Here is a 21,227-nt window from a genome sequence, read left to right as displayed (position 1 = left end):
AGTTATAGGCAGACTGAAAGCGAGGCAAGCATGGACAAAGGGCACAAGGCCGGTATTGACGGGGATCAATGGGCGCAGTGCGTGCGGGATCATGGATGGTTGTGGAATGCCGCGGCCGGCAAGCCTGCGGCGACGCTGATCCTCGCCCACGGCGCCGGTGCACCGATGGACAGCGACTGGATGAGCGACATGGCTGCACGCCTCGCCGCTCAAGGCATCAACGTGTTGCGTTTCGAATTTCCGTACATGGCGCAGCGGCGCATCGACGGCGGCAAGCGCCCGCCGAACCCGGCGCCGAAACTGCTGGAGTGCTGGCGCGAGGTGTATGCCCAGGTGCGACGCCATGTCACTGGGCCGCTGGCCATGGGCGGCAAGTCCATGGGCGGGCGGATGGCCAGTCTGCTGGCCGATGAGTTGGGGGCGGATGCACTGGTGTGCCTGGGCTATCCGTTCTATGCAGTGGGCAAACCGGAGAAACCACGGGTCGAGCATTTGGCCAGGCTGAAGACACGGACCTTGATCGTGCAGGGCGAGCGCGATGCACTGGGCAATAGTGAAGCGGTCGAAGGGTATGCGCTATCGCCGGGTATCGAAGTGTTCTGGCTGGTGGCGGGGGATCATGACTTGAAGCCATTGAAGGCTTCGGGGTTTACCCATGAGCAGCATTTGGCGGCTGCGGCGCAGAAAGTGGCTGCATTTCTTCGGTGAGATTTTTAATGCCCTTGAGGGCCTCTTCGCGAGCAGGCTCGCTCCCACAGGGATTTGCGTACCACTCCGGTCCACTGTGGGAGCGAGCCTGCTCGCGAATGCGATCTGCCAGGTAACATCGTCACCAAATTGGCAATAAAAAACCCGGAGGCTTTCACCGTCCGGGTTTTGTTTTTCCAGCATCAATCAGCGGTTAAACCGCTCCACCAGCGAATACTGTGTATTGGCTGTCTTGGTCAGCTCTTCACTCAGCAATGCCGAGTTTTGCGCCTGTTCCGAGGTCTGGTCCGCCAGATCCGAGATGTTGCTGATGTTGCGGCTGATTTCTTCGGCCACGGCGCTTTGCTCTTCGGTCGCGGCGGCGATCTGGGTGGTCATGTCGGTAATGTTGGCCACCGCTTCGCTGATCCCCACCAGTGCCTGGTCCGCTTCCAGTACCCGCGCCACGCCTTCTTCCGCCTGACGATGCCCGGCTTCCATGGTCTGCACGGCGGTGCCGGCGGTTTGCTGGAGCTTGGCGATCAGTGCATGAATCTGCCCGGTGGACTCGCTGGTACGCTGCGCCAGCTGACGGACTTCGTCGGCGACCACCGCAAAACCGCGACCCATCTCGCCGGCACGGGCCGCTTCGATAGCGGCGTTCAGGGCCAGCAGGTTGGTCTGGTCGGCGATACCTTTGATCACGTCGACCACGCCACCGATTTCGTTGCTGTCCTTGGCCAGTTGGGTCACGGTCACGCCGGTTTCACCGACCACCACCGACAGGCGCTGGATGGCTTCGCGGGTTTCCCCGGCAATGTCACGACCACGACCGGTCAGGCGATTGGCCTCTTGGGTGGCGTCAGCGGTGCGTTGCACGTGGCTGGCGACTTCCTGGGTGGTAGCGGCCATCTGATTGACTGCGGTGGCCACTTGCTCGGTTTCGACGCGTTGACGTTCCAGGCCGCTGGAGCTGTTGTGTGCCAGGGTATCGGACTGTCTGGCCTGATCGGTCAGGTGTTCGGCCGTGTCCTGCAGGCGCGTCAGGCAGGTTTTCAGGCGTGCTTCCTGACTGAGGATGGACATTTCCAGTCGCGCCTGGGCGCCGCGACTGTCCGTATACATCTGTGCGATCAAGGGGTCGGAGGTCGTCTGCTCGGCCAGGCGCAACAAGCGCTTGAGGCCACGTTGTTGCCACTGGAGACCCATCAGGCCCAGCGGCACCGAAAGACCGGCAGCCAGGGCAAACCCCCAATGGGAATTCAGCGACGCACCGATCATGAAGCTCAATTGGCTGACCAGAATGAATGGCAGCCAGTCCTGCAGGATCGGCAGCCATTTATCCGAGGAGGGAACGGCCGGCTTGCCCTGGTTGATGCGTTGGTAGAGCGCTTCGGCGCGGCGGATCTGTTCGGCGGTGGGCTTGACCCGCACCGACTCGTAACCGATTACCTGATTGCCTTCGAAGATCGGTGTCACATAGGCGTTCACCCAGTAATGATCACCGTCCTTGCAGCGATTCTTGACAATGCCCATCCATGGCAAGCCTTGTTTCAGTGTGCCCCACATGTGTGCGAATACCGCGGCTGGCACGTCAGGGTGACGAACCAGGTTGTGCGGTGCACGGATCAGCTCCTCTCGGGAAAACCCGCTGATTTCGACGAATGCGTCGTTACAGTAGGTGATCATGCCTTTGGCATCGGTGGTGGAAATCAACCGTTGCTGAGCCGGAAAGGTCCGCTCGCGTTGTGTAATGGGCTGGTTGTTACGCATGGCTTTTTTAATCCGCAAGGCTTTCAAGTGCTATATCGGCAAGGCCGGCGGATAGTTGAGATTATTTTTTCGATAATCAGCTATGAGTCGCAAAATGACCATTGCGTCAGCCGGCGAGCATCGGATACGTGAACAGGCCGAAATGCAGCAGGTTCAAGCCAAAGTGGCTGGCAACGGCGGCGCCCAGCCCGCCGAACCGGTAGGCCAGGCCGTAGCCGACCCCGGCCAGGCTCGCCAGGAGGACCCACTGCCATCCCGCTCCGGCATGGACCAGGCCGAAGACCAACGAGGCCAGCAGCAGGGCGAGATTTTCACCGTAGGGCCGGCTTTTCAGGCACCGGCTCAGGCCACCCTGGATGTAGCCACGGAACAGCGCTTCCTCGACCAGGGTCACCAGCAGCAGATTGTTCAGCAACCACAGCCAGGCTTGATCCGGCCATTTCGGCGCCCAGGCGATGACCCCCAGCAACAGCGCGCCGCCGAATGCCAGCAGGGCGCTCAAGGTCAGTGCCAGTGCGGTTGCATACAGCGCTGGCCGAAGCGAACGGCGGCCGACAATCCACGGGCAAACCAGCAACAGCCAGAAGCCGATCAGCGGTTTGTCCAGATTCAGGTGCATCGCGAATAACGCGGCGTTGTCGGTGAAACGCTGGGGATCGATACCGCGACCGTTGTAGAAGCCGGGAAGCCAATGTGTCGCCAGGGACAGAGCCAGGACGATGAACAGTCCGTGGCCGAGATAGCGGACAAAAGGAATTTCGCGCTGGCGAACCGCTGCACCGGCGGCCAGTAACAGGAACACCGAGATTGCGGAGAGCCAACCTAGATGGCCGTAAGTCAGCGCCAGTCCATAGCCGAAGGAAAGCAGGGCCAGAAACATCCATGGCAGGGCAGTCATTTGAAGTCCTTTTGTCGGGATTTGTGATATACCCCCCAAACCCTTTGGGAGCGGTGCGCGATTATAGGGATGTGTGTGCCACAAACAAAAACACCGCCCGAAGGCGGTGTCTTTGTCAGCGGTGGATCAGGACGCGATCAACTGCCGCAACACGTAATGCAGAATCCCTCCGGACTTGAAGTACTCCACTTCATTCAACGTATCGATCCGGCACAACACTTCGATCTTTTCTTGGCTGCCGTCTTCGCGAGTGATGACCAGGTTCAGGTTCATCCGTGGCGTCAGTTCGACGCCGGTCAGGCCGAGGATGTCCAGGGTTTCACTGCCGCTCAGGTTCAGGCTCTTGCGGTTCTGATCCAGCTTGAATTGCAACGGCAGCACGCCCATGCCCACCAGGTTGGAGCGGTGAATCCGTTCGAAGCTTTCGGCGATGACCGCTTTCACCCCTAGCAGATTGGTGCCTTTGGCCGCCCAGTCGCGACTCGATCCGGTGCCGTACTCCTGGCCGGCGATCACCACCAGCGGCGTACTCGAAGCCTGATAACGCATGGCGGCGTCGTAGATCGGCATTTTCTCCCCGGTGGGCATGTAGCGGGTGTTGCCGCCTTCCTCGCCGCCAAGCATTTCGTTGCGTATGCGGATGTTGGCGAAGGTGCCGCGCATCATCACTTCATGGTTGCCACGCCGCGAGCCGTAGGAGTTGAAGTCCCTGGGCTCCACGCCTTTGTCGCGCAGGTATTGCCCGGCCGGACTGTCGGTCTTGATGTTGCCGGCGGGAGATATGTGGTCGGTGGTCACCGAGTCGCCAAGCAGTGCCAGGACGCGCGCGCCATTGACATCCCTGACCACTGGCGGTGGACCGCCGATGTCGTCGAAGAACGGTGGATGCTGGATGTAGGTCGAGTCGTCCTGCCAGACATAGGTCGCCGCCTGCGGGACTTCGATCGCCTGCCACTGCTCGTCACCGGCAAACACTTCGGCGTATTCCTTGTGGAACATCGCGGTGTTGACCTGGGTCACCGCATCGGCAATTTCTTTGCTGCTTGGCCAGATGTCCCGCAGGTAAACCGGTTTGCCGTGCTTGTCATTGCCCAATGGCTCGCGGCTGAGGTCGGTGCGTACCGTGCCCGCCAACGCATAGGCGACCACCAGCGGCGGGGAGGCCAGCCAGTTGGTTTTCACCAATGGATGCACCCGGCCTTCGAAGTTGCGATTGCCTGAGAGCACGGAAGCCACGGTCAGGTCGGCTTGCTGGATGGCTTTTTCGATGGGCTCCGGCAGCGGCCCGGAGTTGCCGATGCAGGTGGTGCAGCCATAGCCGACCAGGGCAAAGCCCAATTCATCGAGGTATTGGCTCAGGCCGGCCGCCTTGTAGTAGTCGGTGACCACTTTCGAGCCCGGTGCCAGCGAGCTCTTCACCCAAGGCTTGCGTTTCAGGCCTTTTTCCACGGCTTTCTTCGCCACCAGCCCGGCCGCCATCATCACGCTCGGGTTGGAGGTGTTGGTGCAGGAGGTGATGGCGGCAATCACCACCGCGCCGTTTTTCAGGCGATAGGTCTGGCCTTCATGGTGGTAATCCGCTTCACCGGCCAGATCGGCGTTGCCGACCGCAACGCCGCCACCGCCTTCACTTTCCAGGCGACCTTCTTCCTTGCTGGTGGGCTTGAATTGCAGGTCGATGAAGTCACTGAAGGCTTGGGCGACATTCGGCAGCGACACCCGGTCCTGCGGGCGTTTCGGCCCCGCGAGGCTGGCTTCGACACTGCCCATGTCCAGTGCCAGGCTGTCGGTGAACACCGGCTCCTGGCCGGGCAGGCGCCACAGGCCCTGAGCCTTGCTGTAGGCCTCGACCAGTTGCACCGTTTCGAGAGGGCGGCCGGACAGGCGCAGGTACTCCAGCGTTACCTCGTCCACCGGGAAGAAACCGCAGGTGGCGCCGTATTCCGGGGCCATGTTGGCGATGGTCGCGCGGTCGGCCAGTGGCAGGTCGGCGAGGCCGTCGCCGTAGAACTCGACGAATTTGCCCACCACGCCTTTCTTGCGCAGCATCTGGGTGACGGTCAGCACCAGGTCGGTGGCGGTGATGCCTTCCTTGAGCTTGCCGGTGAGTTTGAAGCCGATCACCTCCGGAATCAGCATCGACACCGGTTGCCCGAGCATCGCCGCTTCCGCCTCGATACCGCCGACGCCCCAGCCGAGCACGCCGAGACCGTTGATCATGGTGGTGTGGGAATCGGTGCCCACCAACGTGTCGGGGAAGGCATAGGTGCGGCCGTCCTCGTCCTTGGTCCAGACCGTGCGGCCGAGGTATTCAAGATTCACCTGGTGGCAGATCCCGGTGCCTGGCGGTACCACGCTGAAATTGTCGAAGGCACTCTGGCCCCAGCGCAGGAACGCATAACGCTCGCCATTGCGCTGCATTTCGATGTCGACGTTCTGTTCGAAGGCGCTGCTGCTGGCGAACTTGTCGACCATCACCGAGTGGTCGATCACCAGGTCTACCGGCGACAACGGGTTGATCCGTTGCGGATTGCCGCCGGCCTTGGCCATCGCCGCACGCATGGCGGCCAGGTCGACCACCGCCGGTACGCCGGTGAAGTCTTGCATCAACACCCGTGCCGGGCGGAACTGGATTTCACGGTCGGAGCGACGCGCCTTGAGCCACGCCGCCAGTGCCTTGAGGTCGGCGCCGGTGACGGTTTTTTCGTCCTCCCAGCGCAGCAGGTTTTCCAGCAGTACTTTCAACGACATCGGCAACTTGTCCAGCTCGCCCAGGCTCCTGGCGGCATCGGGCAGGCTGAAGTAGTGGTAGGTCTTGTTGCCGACTTGCAGGGTTTTCAAAGTCTTCAGGCTATCGAGGGACGGCATTGCAATCACTCCTTTAAGTCCGCACGGCTGTGGACTGAGGGGACGGGCAGAACATTAAACCTAGCCCTGTTTTCAGTAGCTGGCTAATAACTGGACTCTATCGACAAGCTCCAGGTTCGGATCTCGGCTATCATGCGCCGGTTTTCGTGACAGGCTTTGCTTTAGCGCAAGCCTGGGCATCGCGCAGTGGCTGAATTTCTTCGCCATTGCCCAGGAGTAAGAATGAACACCCTATTCATGCATTGCCGGCCGGGCTTCGAAGGTGAAGTCTGTTCCGAGATTTCCGACCTTGCCGCACGGCTTAACGTGGCCGGTTATGCCAAGGCCAAGGCCGCCACGGCTTGCGCCGAATTCGTCTGCACTGAAGAAGACGGCGCCGAGCGCCTGATGCGCGGGCAGCGTTTCGCCGAGCTGATCTTCCCGCGCCAGTGGGCCCGGGGGATTTTCATCGATCTGCCGGAAACCGACCGCATCAGCGTGATCCTTGATCATATGGCGGACTTTCCGCTGTGCGGCAGCCTGTGGCTGGAAATGGTCGACACCAACGACGGCAAGGAACTGTCGAACTTCTGCAAGAAATTCGAAGTGCACCTGCGCAAGGCGCTGATGGCCGCTGGCAAACTGGTGGAAGACGCGCACAAGCCGCGCCTGCTGCTGACCTTCAAAAGCGGCCGTGAAGTGTTCATGGGGCTGGCCGAGTCGAACAACTCGGCCATGTGGCCGATGGGCATTCCCCGTTTGAAGTTCCCACGGGAGGCGCCGAGCCGCTCGACCCTGAAGCTGGAAGAGGCCTGGCACCACTTCATCCCGCGCGACCAGTGGGACGAGCGCCTGCACAGCGACATGACCGGCGTCGACCTGGGGGCCGCTCCCGGTGGCTGGACCTGGCAACTGGTCAACCGCGGCATGCTGGTGACCGCCATCGACAACGGCCCGATGGCCGAAAGCCTGATGGACACCGGTCTGGTGCAGCATCTGATGGCCGACGGTTTCACCTTCAAGCCCCGGCAGCCGGTGGACTGGATGGTCTGCGACATCGTCGAGAAACCGGCACGCAACGCCGCGATGCTGGAGGAATGGATCGGTGACGGCCATTGCCGCGAGGCAGTGGTCAACCTCAAGTTGCCGATGAAACAGCGTTATGCCGAAGTGAAACGGTTGCTGGAGCGTATTGCCGATGGCTTCAAGGCACGGGGCATCAAGGTCGAGATTGGCTGCAAGCAGCTGTACCACGACCGCGAGGAAGTGACTTGCCATTTGCGTCGGCTGGACGTGAAGAAACCCAACTCCCGTTGACACACTGTGAATCCCCTAATGTGGGAGCGAGCCTGCTCGCGAAAGCGTCAGGTCAGTCAACATCCACGTTGAACGACACTCCGTATTCACGAGCAGGCTCGCTCCCACAAAGGGGTACGGCGATATGTCACAGATGACTGAACACCCGGCAATGCGCGACAATGCCAGCCAGTTTCAGGAGTGAATCATGAGTGAAATGCTTGATACGCCGGTAGACGGCACCCTCGACGCCACTGGCCTCAACTGCCCCGAGCCGGTGATGATGCTGCACCAGCACATTCGTGACCTGGTGCCCGGCGGCCTGCTCAAGGTGATCGCCACCGACCCGTCGACCCGTCGCGATATTCCCAAGTTCTGTGTGTTTCTCGACCACGAACTGGTGGGGCAGCATGAGGAGGAGGGCACCTACCTCTACTGGATTCGCAAGAAGTCCGGTTGATTGCACAAACAAAAAGACCTGCGAAAGCAGGTCTTTTTGTTTGTGCAATCAACCGGCCGAGCGGCTGTTACGAATTCGTTTGCGCGCACTGAGCGTCAGGCGGATCGACAGCATCAGCGCCGCACAGCTCAAGCCGGCGATCAGCCCTTCCCACAGTCCGCTTGGGCCGCTGGCCGGACCGAACCAGTCGGTCAGTCCCAGTACGTAACCGACCGGCAGGCCGATGCCCCAATAGGCGAACAAGGTCAGGATCATCGTCACCCGGGTGTCCTGGTAGCCGCGCAACGCGCCTGCGCAGATCACCTGGATGGCATCGGAAAACTGATACAGCGCGGCATAGACAATCAACATCGACGCAATCTGGATCACGTTCCTGTCAGGCGTGTAGATCGAGGCGATGGGTTCGCGCAGAAGCAGGATCAGGCTCGCCGAGAATGCGGCGAACACCAGTGCTGCACCGAGCCCGACCTTCGCCGCGAAGCGCGCCTGCCAGGGATTGCCGGCCCCCAGTGCCTGACCGACCCTCACCGTTACCGCCATGCCCAGCGAGTAAGGAATCATGAACAGCAACGAGCTGATATTGAGAGCGATTTGATGCCCGGCCACCACGGTAGAGCCCAGACTGCCGATCAACAGGGCGATGACCGCGAAGATGCTGGACTCGGCGAAGACCGCGATACCGATCGGCAGGCCAATCCCGACCAGGCGCCTGATCACGGCCCATCTCGGGCGGTCGAAGCGCACCAGCACACGGGTGCGGGCATAGAAGGGGGCCCAGAACGTCCAGCCGGCCATGCTCAACGCCATGAACCACATCACGATGCCGCTGGCCCAGCCGCAACCGACGCCGCCCAGGGCCGGTGCACCGAAATGGCCATAGATCAATGCATAGTTCAGCGGGATGTTTAACAGCAGGCCGCACAGGCCAATGACCATGCTCGGACGGGTCCGCCCCATGCCATCGCTGTAGCAGCGCAGTACGTAATAAAAAGCCATGCCCGGCAAGCCGAAGGCGATACCGTGCAGGTAACCCATGCTCGGCTCGATCAATTGCGGATCGACTTTCATCCAGTGCAGGATCGGCTCGGCGCCGAGCAGCAGGCCACTGCCGATCAACCCGACACACAGTGCGAGCCACAACGCCTGGCGCACCAGTGGCCCGATCTCGTCAAACTGCCTGGCGCCAAAACGTTGTGCGACCTTGGGTGTGGTGGCCAGAAGGACGCCGGACATCAACAGGTAGACCGGAATCCAGATCGAGTTGCCCAGGGCCACGGAGGCCAGGTCCCGTGGGCTGACGCGGCCGGCCATCACTGCATCGACGAAGCCCATGGCCGTGGTGGCCAGTTGCGCGATCATGATGGGCAGGGCCAGGCCGAGCAGGCCCTTGAGTTCCAGGCGAACCGGGGTCGTGCGTGGGGCGGCGGTAGTGTCAGTCACGGAATTCACAAGCGAAGCGTCCAGAGGTTTTGATGCGCAGGGCCGTGCATTCTACGCGTTGACGCATTGGTCAGGAAAAGACTGTGTTGGGTATTTGTAATCGCACTGCTCTCCCTGTAGGAGCGAGCTCGCTCGCGATGGATGTGAGGGCACCGCGTTCATTCAGGCAGCCCTCGTTATCGTTAATACCTATCGCGAGCATGCTCGCTCCTACACAGGGATGAATTCTGCGCCTACACTGCCAACCCGCCAAAGGAGCCTGCCATGCTGATTGTTGCCGACGAAAATATCCCCCTGCTCGATGCTTTCTTTGAAGGCTTCGGTGAAATCCGCCGGATGCCGGGTCGCGCCATCGACCGTGCCACAGTCGAGCAGGCCGATGTGCTGCTGGTGCGTTCGGTGACCAACGTCAATCGTGCGCTGCTCGAAGGCAGCAAGGTGCGCTTTGTCGGTACGTGCACCATCGGTACCGATCATCTGGACCTGGATTACTTTCAGCAGGCCGGCATCACCTGGTCCAGCGCACCGGGCTGCAATGCCCGTGGCGTGGTCGACTATGTGCTCGGCAGCTTGCTGACCCTGGCCGAAATCGAAGGCGTCGACCTGACCCGGCGGACCTACGGTGTGGTCGGTGCCGGTGAAGTGGGCGGCCGGCTGGTCAAGGTCCTGCAAGGGCTGGGCTGGAAGGTGCTGGTGTGCGACCCGCCACGGCAAGCGGCTGAAGGTGGTGACTACGTCAGCCTCGAGCAGATCATCGAGGATTGCGACGTCATCAGTCTGCACACGCCATTGACTAAACAGGGCCAGCAGTCGACCTGGCATTTGTTCGACGAAAATCGTCTGAACCAGCTCAGGTCCGGTACCTGGCTGATCAATGCCAGTCGCGGACCGGTGGTCAACAACGCGGCACTGCGCGATGTGCTGCTGGAGCGCGAAGACCTGCAAGCGGTGCTCGATGTCTGGGAAGGCGAGCCTGAAGTCGACGTGGCGCTCGCCGAACTGTGCGTGCTGGCAACGCCGCACATCGCTGGTTACAGCCTCGATGGCAAGCAGCGAGGGACCGCGCAGATCTATCAGGCGTATTGCGACTTCCTCGGGCAACCGGCCCGCGTCAGCCTGAGCGATTTGCTGCCGGCGCCGTGGCTGTCGCACGTGACCCTGGATGCGCAGACCGACCCGGCCTGGGCGTTGGCGATGCTGTGCCGTGGCGTGTATGACCCGCGTCGTGACGATGCGGATTTCCGTCGCAGCCTTGTCGGCAGCGTCAGCGAGCAGCGTGCGGCATTCGATGTGCTGCGCAAGCAATACCCGTCGCGCCGTGAGATCGACGGGTTGCAGGTGCGGATCGAGGGTGACTCGGCTGAGTTGCAGAGGATTGTGGCGGCGTTGGGGGCGACGGCAATCTGAGGCGGCCCTATCGCGGGCAAGCCCGCTCCCACACAGGATCTTCATGCACCACAAATCCCCTGTAGGAGCGAGCCTGCTCGCGATGGTCGTCAACGATCACGTGGGAAACCTGACACCCCGTGGTGCTCTCAGGTTCATCGCGAGCATGCTTGCTCCTACAGAGAGAGGGGGTAATTGCCTTTTTGGGTCGGCAATAAAAAACCCGGCCAACCATGGGCCGGGTCAAGAAGACGGTGGCTATATCACTTTTGTTCGGCAGGCTTGACCAATCGTTTTTCCAGTTCGCGACATGCGCTCTGGATCATCTCTTCAGTGATCGGTACTTCGCGGCCCTGCTCGTCAATAATCGAGCAACCCAGAGACTGGTCTGGTTGCGTGCGGATCACTTGAATCTTGTCATCGCTGCTGTGTTGCAAGGACATGGCCTGTCTCCTCATCAGGTTGTGTACTTACTGTAGAACCGCCAGGTGACCGGGCTATGACAACTCCCTGCGATCTTTCCTGAGGGGCACAACCAGTCCACCAGAAATGCCACGACGTGGCTACCCGAACTTTAGACCAATAGCGTCTAGCCTCTAGTGTTGGCGGACATAATTAACCTGACTCATTGTGATTTGCAGCGAGCCACCCCATTGAGCGATGTAGGCTGACCCTATTGACTGCTTTGTCCTGGATGAATGCGATGCTCTCTGTTCGTCACCGCCGTGCCTTTCGCCTGGCCAGTCGTTTCATTGCGCCCTATCGCTGGCAGGCCTTCGGCGCCTTGCTGGCGTTGATCGTCACCGCTGGCATCACCTTGTCCATGGGGCAGGGCATTCGCCTGCTGGTGGACAAGGGGTTCATGACCCAGTCACCGCATCTGCTCAATCAGTCCATCGCTCTGTTCATGTTGCTGGTCATGGGGCTGGCGATCGGTACGTTCGTACGGTTTTACCTGGTGTCATGGATCGGCGAGCGCTGTGTCGCCGACATCCGGCGTCAGGTGTTCAATCATCTGATTTATCTGCACCCCGGGTTTTACGAAGACAATCGCAGTTCCGAAATCCAGTCCCGCCTGACCGCCGATACCACGCTGCTGCAGTCGGTCATCGGTTCTTCGCTGTCGTTGTTCTTGCGCAATCTGTTGATGGTGATCGGCGGGATCGTCCTGTTGTTCATCACCAACCCCAAGCTCACCAGCATCGTGGTGGTGGCCTTGCCCTTGGTGATCGCGCCGATCCTGATCTTCGGGCGCCGGGTGCGTAACCTGTCACGCCTGAGTCAGGACCGGATTGCCGATATCGGCAGTTATGTGTCGCAAACCCTTGGCCAGATCAAGACCGTGCAGGCCTACAACCATCAGGCCCAGGACGAGGGGCGGTTTGCCGTGACGGTGGAGGAGGCCTTCAACACCGCGCGCAAGCGCATCTTCCAGCGGGCGTGGCTGATTACCCTGGTGATCGTCCTGGTATTGGGCGCGGTCGGGGTGATGCTCTGGGTTGGCGGCATGGACGTCATCGCCGGGCGGATTTCCGCCGGCGAGCTGGCGGCGTTCGTGTTCTACAGCCTGATCGTCGGCAGTGCGTTCGGCACCTTGAGCGAGGTGATCGGCGAGTTGCAGCGGGCGGCCGGCGCGGCCGAACGGATTGCCGAGTTGCTGCGCTCGGAAAACATCATTCTGCCGCCGGTGTCCGGCACGGTGAAACTGCCGGAACGGGTCGACGGCCACCTGCAATTGCAGAATGTGCGTTTTTCCTACCCGTCGCGGCCGGAGAGTTATGCTGTCGACGGCCTGAACCTGACCGTCAATGCCGGTGAGACGTTGGCGCTGGTCGGGCCATCAGGGGCCGGCAAGTCGACGGTGTATGACTTGCTGCTGCGCTTTTACGACCCGGCCGCGGGGTGCATCCTGCTCGATGGCGTGCCCTTGACTCAACTCGATCCACTGGATCTGCGCCGTTGCTTCGCCCTGGTGTCACAAACCCCGGCGCTGTTTTTCGGCAGCATCGAAGAAAACATTCGCTACGGCAATCCGAAGGCGACTCCGGCCGAGGTGCTGGAGGCGGCGAAAATCGCTTACGCCCATGACTTTATCGAAGCCATGCCCAACGGTTACCAGACGCATCTGGGGGATGGCGGGCTCGGTTTGTCCGGCGGCCAGCGCCAACGCCTGGCCATCGCCCGCGCGTTGCTGGTGGACGCCCCGATCCTGCTCCTCGACGAAGCCACCAGCGCCCTCGACGCTCAGAGCGAACACCTGATTCAGCAGGCGCTGCCGAGCCTGATGAAAAACCGAACCACCCTGGTGATCGCCCATCGCCTGGCCACGGTGAAAAACGCCGACCGGATCGCGGTGATGGATCAGGGGAAGCTGGTGGCGGTGGGGACGCATCAGGAGCTGATTGCCAGCAATGCGTTGTATGCGCGGTTGGCGGCGTTGCAGTTCAGTGATGGATTGATTAACGCTGGGGAACTCTTGTAGGAGCGAGCCTGCTCCGGGCGGCGTTCCGACGATGGTCGTCAATGATGACGCGGGATGCCTGACACCCAGCGGCATTCTAATGTCCATCGCGAGCAGGCTCGCTCCTACAGTGATCATTGATCATCGAAGTATCGCTCATGCCAATCCACGATCGGTTGTGGCGAATTGAGCTTCTGGCCGTAGATCACCGAGTACGACAATACGTTTTGCACGTACTGGCGGGTTTCGTCGAACGGAATGCTTTCTACCCACACGTCGAAACTCAGGTGGTCCGCACCGCGCAGCCATTGGCGTACACGGCCGGGGCCGGCATTGTAGGCGGCGGAGGCCAGCACACGGTTGCCGTTGAACTGGCTGTGCACCTGGCTCAGGTAGGCGGCACCGAGCTGGATGTTCTTGTCCGGATCGAACAATTGCTGTGGTGAGCTATAGGGAATGCTGAACTTGCGTGCAGTTTCCTTGGCGGTGGCGGGCATCAGTTGCATCAGGCCCGAGGCGCCGACACCGGAACGGGCGTCGTCCATGAACGCGCTTTCCTGGCGGGTGATGGCGAACGCCCAGCTCGGATGCAGGCCGCGGTTCTTCGCTTCACGGACCAGGGTATTGCGGTGAGCCATCGGGAAGCGGATATCCAGGTCATCCCAATACTGCGCCTGACTGATGGTGCGGATCGCCGGGAAGTACCATTTCAGGTCGTAGGCCAGTTTGGCCTGGGCGACCATTTCGTCGCGGCTGAAGTGGCGGCTGACGTAATACCACTCGCGGCGACCGTCGACGACCTGCCCGCGGGCGTGCAGCTCCAGGGCGCGGCGCACGCCAGGGGTGTTGCGCACTTTGTTGATGGTGGCCTGGCTGAGCACCAGCGGTTTGTTGAGCAGCGAGTAGGGCGACTGTGAGCGATCGGCAGCGAGGAAACCGTAGAAGTCGCGTTCGCGGGCCAGGCTTTTATAGAGCGTCTGTGCTTCCGGATTCTGCGGTTGCGCCAGTTCCAGGCTCCGGGCCTGCCAATAGCGCCAGCGGTTGGTGGTGGCCAGGTCCTGGGGCAGGCGGCGGGTCAACTGATAAGCATCGTCCCAGCGCGCCAGGCGCAGGAGCAGGCGCAAGCGCCATTCGGAAACCGTGTTGTCGCGCAGCTCGGGGTCGTATTTGGTCATGACATCCAGCGCACGGCTGTCGAAGCGTCGTGCGAGTGTCAGGCCGATTTCCCGGGCGATCGCCACTTTTTCATCCCGGGAGAAGTGCATGCTGCTGGCGTAGCCATCAAGCAGGTCCATTGCCTTGTCCGGGTCCTGGCGAGCCAGGCGGCGCAGGCCGAGGCTGACCACATCGGACATGGCTTCATCGGCCGGGGTGAAGCGTGACGGCTGGTTGAGCAGTTCCGGTTTCTGCGCGACGTCCACCAGCAAGCGACCGCGAGGGGCAAGGGTGGTCATGCTGTTGACCAGGCTGTTGGCCAGCGGGTAGTTGCGCGCCTGGGCGGCGAGTTTGGCGCGCTCCCAGCGTTTTTGCTCGGTCAACTGGCCGTCCGCGGCCCACATGCCGAACACGGCATCGCAGGCTTCGGGTTGGGATTTACCGGTCATCCAGAGCTTTTCAGTGTTGGCATAACCTTCGGATTTGAGGTTATGGCTGACCTGGTACTGCGCATTCAGGCAGTCCAGTTCGGTGAAGTTCATCTTGGGGTCGTAATACCTGACGAAGGTCGCCCAGTCGCCCCGATCCGCCAGCCAGCGCAACCAGCGCAGTTTCATCCAGTTGGCCTGGGGCAGGTCGCCGTGTTCGGCGAGGAATTTCTCGATTTCGGCGTTGCTCGCGTTTTTCAGGCGCGCGGTCAGCTCGTCGTAAGCCAGGTACGGTTCCAGTGGATAATCGGCGAGGGCCTGGCGGTAACGGAAGTACGGGCCACTATCGCCCTTGGCCAGGGCGCGTTTGGCTTCATCGTAATACTGGCGTTGGGTGGAAAGGTCTACCGCCTGGGCGGATTGAACGGCAGCGGCAGAGAGAAGAAAACAGGATAAAAGTCTGAAGAGGCGACTGCGCATGAGACGTCCGGGCAGAGAAATCATGACAAGTGCAGGCCGGGCCCGCACTGAATTGTCTGTAGCTTAGCCTTTTGCCAGCAGCCGGCGAAAGCTTTGCGGGTCTTCCCGCATCAGTTCGCAACATTTGTCGCTCAGAGTACGACGAGAGTGAAATTGCCGGCCTTGTGAAGCCTCAAGTCAGGTAGAATGCGCGCCCGGTTTTTGGAGAAGCTCATGACCCTGCTCAAATTCAGCGATGTGTCCCTTGCTTTCGGCGCTATGCCGTTGTTGGACAAGGTGTCCTGGCAGATCGCCCGTGGTGAGCGGGTGTGCATCATCGGCCGCAACGGCACTGGCAAGTCCAGCATGATGAAGCTCGTCAAGGGCGACCAGAAGCCCGATGACGGCTCCGTTTGGCGCGCGCCCGGGCTCAAGATCGGCGAATTGCCGCAAGAATTGCCGGTAGCCGACGAGCGGACAGTGTTCGACGTGGTGGCCGAAGGCCTGGATGGCGTCGGTGCGTTGCTCGCCGAGTATCACCACCTGAGCCAGAACATCGTTACCGATGCCGATCTGGACAAGCTGATGCACGTCCAGCACGACCTCGAAGCCCGCGATGGCTGGCGCTTGCAGACGCTCGTCGACAGCACCTTGAGCCGCCTGCAACTGCCGGCCGACAAGACCCTCGCCGAGTTGTCCGGCGGTTGGCGTCGTCGCGTCCTGCTGGCCCAGGCCCTGGTGTCCGAGCCGGACCTGCTGCTGCTCGACGAACCAACCAACCACCTGGACATCGGTGCCATCGCCTGGCTTGAAGAAGCGCTGAAGGATTTCCAGGGCGCCGTGCTGTTCATCACGCACGACCGTTCTTTCCTGCAGAACCTGGCAACCCGCATCCTCGAACTGGATCGCGGCGGCCTGATCGACTGGAACGGCGACTACGCCAGTTTCCTCGTGCACAAAGAAGCCGCACTGGCCGCCGAAGAAACCGCCAACGCGTTGTTCGACAAGCGCCTGGCCCAGGAAGAAGTGTGGATTCGCCAGGGCATCAAGGCCCGTCGTACCCGCAATGAAGGCCGCGTACGTGCGCTCAAAGCCTTGCGTGTCGAGCGCAGCGAGCGTCGTGAGCGTACCGGCAAGGCCAACATCCAGCTGGAAACCGCCGACAAGTCCGGCAAGCAGGTGATGGTGCTCGAGAACGTGAGCTTCGCTCACCCGGACGGTCCGTTCCTGATCAAGGACTTCTCCATGGTACTGCAGCGCGGCGACCGTATCGGTCTGCTCGGCGCCAACGGTACCGGCAAGACCACACTGCTGAAGCTGATGCTCAGCGGCTTGCAGCCAACCAGCGGCAAAGTGGAAGAGGGCACCCGGATCGATGTCGCCTACTTCGACCAGTTGCGCCATCAACTGGACCTGGAAAAAACCGTGATTGACAACGTCGCCGAAGGTCGCGACTTCATCGATATCGACGGCCAGAGCCGCCATGTATTGAGCTACCTCGGCGACTTCCTGTTCAGCCCACAGCGTGCGCGCACGCCGGTCAAGGCGCTGTCCGGTGGTGAGCGTGCCCGTCTGTTGCTGGCCAAGCTGTTCAGCAAGCCGGCGAACCTGCTGGTACTCGACGAGCCGACCAACGACCTCGACGTCGAAACCCTCGAATTGCTCGAAGAGGTCTTGCTGACCTTCAGCGGCACCGTACTGATGGTTAGCCACGACCGGGCATTCCTCGATAACGTGGTCACCAGTACCCTGGTTTTCGAAGGCGAAGGCAGGGTTCGCGAATACGTTGGCGGTTATCAGGACTGGCTGCGCCAGGGCGGCTCGCCGCGTCTGTTGGGCGTGACCGAGAGCAAGTCTGGCAAGGCCGACCTGAACTCCGCCGTGGTGAAGGCCGAGCCTGCGCCGGTGGCGGCAGCCGTCGAAGCGCCAGTGGCGAAGAAAAAGCTCAGCTACAAGCTGCAGCGCGAGCTGGAAGCGTTGCCGGGGCAGATTGAAGCCATGGAGCAGCAGATTGCTACTGTTGAAGCGCAGATGGCGGATGTGGGTTTCTATCAGCGTCCTGTTGCCGAGACGGCTGCGGTGATTGCTCAGCTGGAGCAGTTGCAGGCTGAGCTCGACATCATGGTCGAGCGCTGGGCCGAGCTGGATGCCTGATTGATCCGGCAATAAAAAAGCCCGGCTTCACACGCGTGAACGCTGGGCTTTTCATATGTAGATCTGGAGACTGTTGCGGTTCCATTGTGGGGGCGAGCCTGCTCGCTCCCACATGGGTAGAGTTGTTGTCAGCTTTTGGTTTGCAGGCGCACCGCAAGCACATCGCAAGGCGCTCCATGCAGCACGTCATTGGCGGTGGAGCCCAGCAGCAGTGCCAGGCCGTGGCGGCCATGACTACCTACGACGATCAGGTCGCACTCCTGTTCCTTGGCCATATGATGGATTTCCTGGCGTGGTTGGCCATAGGTCAGGTGGCTGTACTCTTTTGAGAGTTCAGGATACTTGTTGATCAACCGGTCAAGGCGCTCCTTGGCCTGATCGAACTGCTGCTGTTGCAGTTGTGACAGGTCCATTGGCACGTCGCCACCGAAGGCCATGGCCATCGGCTCGACAATGTGCACCAGTGACAGTTTCGCGCCGTTGCTCACTGACAGCTCGCGAGCGCGGTGGATCACAGGGTCGCACTCTTCGGTCAGATCTACAGCGACCAGAATATGGTTGTAGGGCATGAGGTGCTCCTCCTGAGGATTGCAATATTGGTAAGTATGGCTGGTTTCAAGCGCATTGGTTCCAAAGTGACACAATGGGCTCATCAAGAATCGGGAGTACAGATATGACGGTCTGGATAGTGGTGTCAATCCTGCTGGTGGTACTCAGCCCGCTGGCATGGTTGCGCCCGTCACGTGCCCAGAGTGGGCGTATCGCCCTGCGGATGGAGGCCCGGCGCATCGGCCTGGCCATGCAATTGGCGCCGCAGGAATGGCCGCACTGGCTGAGCCAGGTGCCGCCTAGCCCGTGCGCCCAGTACCATCGTCCGCGACGCGGCAATCAGCCGGCGTGCTGGAGCTACTGGCAAAAATCACCGGGTCTGTGGGTGAATCAGTGGCAGGAAGCCTGCGAGGATCGAGCGCTGCTCAATCATTTCGAAAAATTGCCTGGCAATGTCTACAAGGTCGAGGCTGACAAGCAGATCATCGCTTTGTATTGGGGCGAGAAGGGCGAGGCAGAGGTGTTGCAGCACATCGACGCCACCCTCAAAGCGCTCGCCTGAAACCCGCTCCTACAGGTTTTTTCGCAGGCAATAAAAAGCCCGATATTCATCATCGGGCCGGAGTTGGCCAGGCAGGCCGGTAAAACGGTGTGGGCTGATCTTACGCTGGGCGTTCGCCAAAGCGTTCAACTTTTTCCCTTGGTTTCGCCAGCGTAGCCCGTTAAACACGGGCTGCAGCGAATTAGGGCGACTTTTCTAATGATTGATCTTATGAATGTCTCCACATGCAGCCGCGTGTTGCAGGCCTTCGTCTTACAGAAATGACCGCAAAGTCGCTTTTCAACCCGCATTCTGGGCGATTGACAATTGGCGGAAATTCCGTGAAGGTGGCGTACCCAAATCAAACGGGCGTATGAATTGAGCGTTTGTATTTCAGACCGCTCCTACAGAATCCCGACTATCGCGTTGGCGGGTGTGCCGGGCAGATTGGCGTAGCATCGACGTTTAACGTCCTGCCAAGCCGGTCGCCTGCTTCCGACGTGTACTGTTCAGCTTCCATATCGTGGAGATCAGTTGATGATTTACGAAGGTAAAGCCATCACGGTTAAGGCTCTTGAAAGTGGCATCGTCGAACTGAAGTTCGACCTCAAGGGTGAGTCCGTCAACAAGTTCAACCGTCTAACCCTGAACGAACTGCGTCAGGCCGTAGACACCATCAAGGCAGATGCTTCGATCAAGGGCGTGATCGTCAGCAGTGGCAAGGACGTGTTCATCGTCGGCGCCGACATCACCGAATTTGTCGACAACTTCAAGCTGCCGGATGCAGAACTTGTTGCTGGCAACCTCGAAGCCAACAGGATTTTCAGCGATTTCGAAGACCTCAACGTCCCGACCGTCGCCGCGATCAACGGCATCGCACTGGGTGGCGGTCTGGAAATGTGCCTGGCGGCGGACTACCGCGTCATGTCCACCAAGGCCAAGATCGGCCTGCCGGAAGTCAAGCTGGGCATCTACCCGGGCTTCGGCGGTACCGTGCGCCTGCCGCGCCTGATTGGTGCCGACAATGCCATCGAGTGGATTGCCGCCGGCAAGGAAAACCGTCCTGAAGACGCGCTGAAAGTCGGCGCTGTTGACGCCGTAGTTGCTCCAGAAAAGCTGCAGGACGCCGCGCTGGAACTGATCAAACGCGCCATCTCCGGCGAGTTCGACTACAAGGCCAAGCGCCAGCCGAAGCTGGAAAAGCTGAAGCTGAACGCCATCGAGCAAATGATGGCTTTCGAAACCGCCAAAGGTTTCGTGGCCGGCCAGGCTGGCCCGAACTACCCGGCGCCGGTCGAGGCGATCAAGACCATCCAGAAAGCCGCGAACTTCGGTCGCGACAAGGCGCTGGAAGTTGAAGCTGCCGGTTTCGTCAAACTGGCCAAGACCTCTGCCGCGCAGAGCCTGATCGGCCTGTTCCTGAACGATCAGGAACTGAAGAAAAAGGCCAAGGCCTACGACGAAATCGCCAAGGACGTGAAGCAGGCCGCCGTATTGGGCGCCGGCATCATGGGGGGCGGTATCGCCTATCAGTCGGCTTCCAAAGGCACGCCGATCCTGATGAAGGACATCAACGAGCACGGTATCGAGCAGGGCCTGGCCGAAGCCGCCAAACTGCTGGTCGGTCGCGTTGATAAAGGTCGCATGACCGCAGCGAAAATGGCTGAAGTGCTCAACGGCATTCGTCCAACCCTGTCGTACGGTGATTTCGGTCACGTGGACCTGGTGGTGGAAGCAGTCGTCGAAAACCCCAAGGTCAAGCAGGCTGTACTGGCCGAAGTGGAAGATCAGGTCAAAGAGGACACCATCCTGGCGTCCAACACCTCGACCATTTCCATCACCTTGCTGGCCAAGGCCCTCAAGCGTCCGGAAAACTTCGTCGGCATGCACTTCTTCAACCCGGTGCACATGATGCCGCTGGTGGAAGTGATTCGTGGCGAGAAGTCCAGCGAGCTGGCTGTCGCGACTACCGTTGCCTACGCCAAGAAAATGGGCAAGAACCCGATTGTCGTCAATGACTGCCCGGGCTTCCTGGTCAACCGTGTTCTGTTCCCGTACTTCGGCGGTTTCGCCAAGCTGGTCAGCGCCGGTGTGGACTTCGTCCGTATCGACAAGATCATGGAAAAATTCGGCTGGCCGATGGGCCCGGCCTACCTGATGGACGTGGTCGGCATCGACACCGGCCACCACGGTCGTGACGTGATGGCCGAAGGCTTTCCTGACCGCATGAAAGACGACCGTCGCTCGGCCGTTGACGTGCTCTACGAAGCCAAGCGCCTGGGCCAGAAGAACGGCAAGGGCTTCTATGCCTACGAGGCCGACAAGAAGGGCAAGCAGAAGAAAGTCGCCGATCCTTCGGTGCTGGAAGTGCTCAAGCCGATCGTTTACGAGCAGCGCGAAGTCACCGACGAAGACATCATCAACTGGATGATGATCCCGCTGTGCCTGGAAACCGTGCGTTGCCTGGAAGACGGCATCGTCGAAACCGCTGCCGAAGCCGACATGGGTCTGGTCTACGGTATTGGTTTCCCTCCATTCCGTGGCGGTGCGCTGCGCTACATCGACTCGATCGGTGTGGCAGAGTTCGTTGCCCTGGCTGACCAGTACGCTGATTTGGGCGCGCTGTACCACCCGACCGCGAAGCTGCGCGAAATGGCCAAAAACGGCCAGAGCTTCTTCGGTTAAGCGCCCCC

Annotated in this window: 15 protein-coding genes; 8 read left to right on the top strand and 7 right to left on the bottom strand. The window is 60.6% G+C overall.

Annotation, left to right across the window (positions count from 1 at the left end; genetic code table 11):
• The first annotated feature begins 30 nt into the window (after window positions 1-30).
• Window positions 31-708, top strand: a complete 678-nt coding sequence (locus tag CAF65_RS13890) for an alpha/beta family hydrolase (protein ID WP_085716776.1) — start codon at window positions 31-33, stop codon at window positions 706-708.
• Window positions 709-894: 186 nt separating this feature from the next.
• On the opposite strand, the gene CAF65_RS13885 is transcribed toward CAF65_RS13890, so the two are convergent.
• From CAF65_RS13885 to acnA, 3 genes are all read right to left on the bottom strand, one after another.
• On the bottom strand, window positions 895-2,460 hold the full coding sequence (locus CAF65_RS13885) for a PAS domain-containing methyl-accepting chemotaxis protein (RefSeq protein ID WP_085716775.1): 1,566 nt from the start codon (window positions 2,458-2,460) through the stop codon (window positions 895-897).
• 106 nt (window positions 2,461-2,566) lie between these two features.
• Window positions 2,567-3,358, bottom strand: coding sequence for a CPBP family intramembrane glutamic endopeptidase (locus CAF65_RS13880; protein ID WP_085716774.1), 792 nt, complete (start codon window positions 3,356-3,358; stop codon window positions 2,567-2,569).
• Between the two features lie 126 nt (window positions 3,359-3,484).
• A complete protein-coding gene (gene acnA, locus CAF65_RS13875) occupies window positions 3,485-6,226 on the bottom strand; it encodes an aconitate hydratase AcnA (RefSeq protein ID WP_085716773.1) in 2,742 nt (913 codons plus the stop codon).
• Window positions 6,227-6,448: 222 nt separating this feature from the next.
• On the opposite strand from acnA, the gene rlmM reads away from it, so the two are divergent.
• Together rlmM and tusA are read left to right on the top strand one after the other, a co-directional pair.
• On the top strand, window positions 6,449-7,522 hold the full coding sequence (gene rlmM / locus CAF65_RS13870) for a 23S rRNA (cytidine(2498)-2'-O)-methyltransferase RlmM (protein ID WP_085716772.1): 1,074 nt from the start codon (window positions 6,449-6,451) through the stop codon (window positions 7,520-7,522).
• Window positions 7,523-7,709: 187 nt separating this feature from the next.
• A complete protein-coding gene (tusA, locus tag CAF65_RS13865; protein WP_085716771.1) occupies window positions 7,710-7,961 on the top strand; it encodes a sulfurtransferase TusA in 252 nt (83 codons plus the stop codon).
• A 48-nt stretch (window positions 7,962-8,009) separates the two neighbouring features.
• Here tusA and CAF65_RS13860 read toward each other — a convergent pair whose 3' ends face one another.
• Window positions 8,010-9,410: an MATE family efflux transporter gene (locus CAF65_RS13860; protein WP_085716770.1), complete on the bottom strand. Its 1,401-nt coding sequence runs from the start codon at window positions 9,408-9,410 to the stop codon at window positions 8,010-8,012.
• 255 nt (window positions 9,411-9,665) lie between these two features.
• Here CAF65_RS13860 and pdxB point away from each other — a divergent pair, with 255 nt between their 5' ends.
• Window positions 9,666-10,808 (top strand): 4-phosphoerythronate dehydrogenase PdxB, encoded by a 1,143-nt coding sequence (gene pdxB, locus CAF65_RS13855; protein ID WP_085716769.1) that lies wholly within the window; start codon window positions 9,666-9,668, stop codon window positions 10,806-10,808.
• Window positions 10,809-11,050: 242 nt separating this feature from the next.
• On the opposite strand, the gene CAF65_RS13845 is transcribed toward pdxB, so the two are convergent.
• Window positions 11,051-11,230 carry a PA1571 family protein gene (locus tag CAF65_RS13845; protein WP_085716767.1) on the bottom strand — a complete coding sequence of 60 codons (180 nt, stop codon included), beginning with the start codon at window positions 11,228-11,230 and terminating at the stop codon, window positions 11,051-11,053.
• A gap of 251 nt (window positions 11,231-11,481) precedes the next feature.
• Between CAF65_RS13845 and CAF65_RS13840 the strand changes: the two genes are divergently transcribed.
• On the top strand, window positions 11,482-13,269 hold the full coding sequence (locus tag CAF65_RS13840) for an ABC transporter transmembrane domain-containing protein (protein WP_178076701.1): 1,788 nt from the start codon (window positions 11,482-11,484) through the stop codon (window positions 13,267-13,269).
• A 113-nt stretch (window positions 13,270-13,382) separates the two neighbouring features.
• On the opposite strand, the gene CAF65_RS13835 is transcribed toward CAF65_RS13840, so the two are convergent.
• Entirely contained in the window at window positions 13,383-15,311 is a 1,929-nt protein-coding gene (locus CAF65_RS13835; protein WP_085716765.1) for a transglycosylase SLT domain-containing protein, read from the bottom strand.
• A 213-nt stretch (window positions 15,312-15,524) separates the two neighbouring features.
• On the opposite strand from CAF65_RS13835, the gene CAF65_RS13830 reads away from it, so the two are divergent.
• On the top strand, window positions 15,525-17,444 hold the full coding sequence (locus tag CAF65_RS13830; protein ID WP_085716764.1) for an ATP-binding cassette domain-containing protein: 1,920 nt from the start codon (window positions 15,525-15,527) through the stop codon (window positions 17,442-17,444).
• Between the two features lie 128 nt (window positions 17,445-17,572).
• Here the strand turns inward: CAF65_RS13830 and CAF65_RS13825 are convergent, their stop codons facing one another.
• On the bottom strand, window positions 17,573-18,013 hold the full coding sequence (locus CAF65_RS13825; protein WP_085716763.1) for a universal stress protein: 441 nt from the start codon (window positions 18,011-18,013) through the stop codon (window positions 17,573-17,575).
• Between the two features lie 104 nt (window positions 18,014-18,117).
• Here CAF65_RS13825 and CAF65_RS13820 point away from each other — a divergent pair, with 104 nt between their 5' ends.
• Both CAF65_RS13820 and fadB read left to right on the top strand, forming a co-directional pair.
• Window positions 18,118-18,555 (top strand): hypothetical protein, encoded by a 438-nt coding sequence (locus CAF65_RS13820; protein WP_085716762.1) that lies wholly within the window; start codon window positions 18,118-18,120, stop codon window positions 18,553-18,555.
• Between the two features lie 516 nt (window positions 18,556-19,071).
• A complete protein-coding gene (fadB, locus tag CAF65_RS13815) occupies window positions 19,072-21,219 on the top strand; it encodes a fatty acid oxidation complex subunit alpha FadB (protein ID WP_085716761.1) in 2,148 nt (715 codons plus the stop codon).
• The last annotated feature ends 8 nt before the right edge of the window (window positions 21,220-21,227 follow it).

The organism is Pseudomonas sp. B28(2017) (assembly GCF_002113025.1).
Taxonomy (GTDB): domain Bacteria; phylum Pseudomonadota; class Gammaproteobacteria; order Pseudomonadales; family Pseudomonadaceae; genus Aquipseudomonas.
This window is presented reverse-complemented; position numbering and strand designations above follow the sequence as displayed.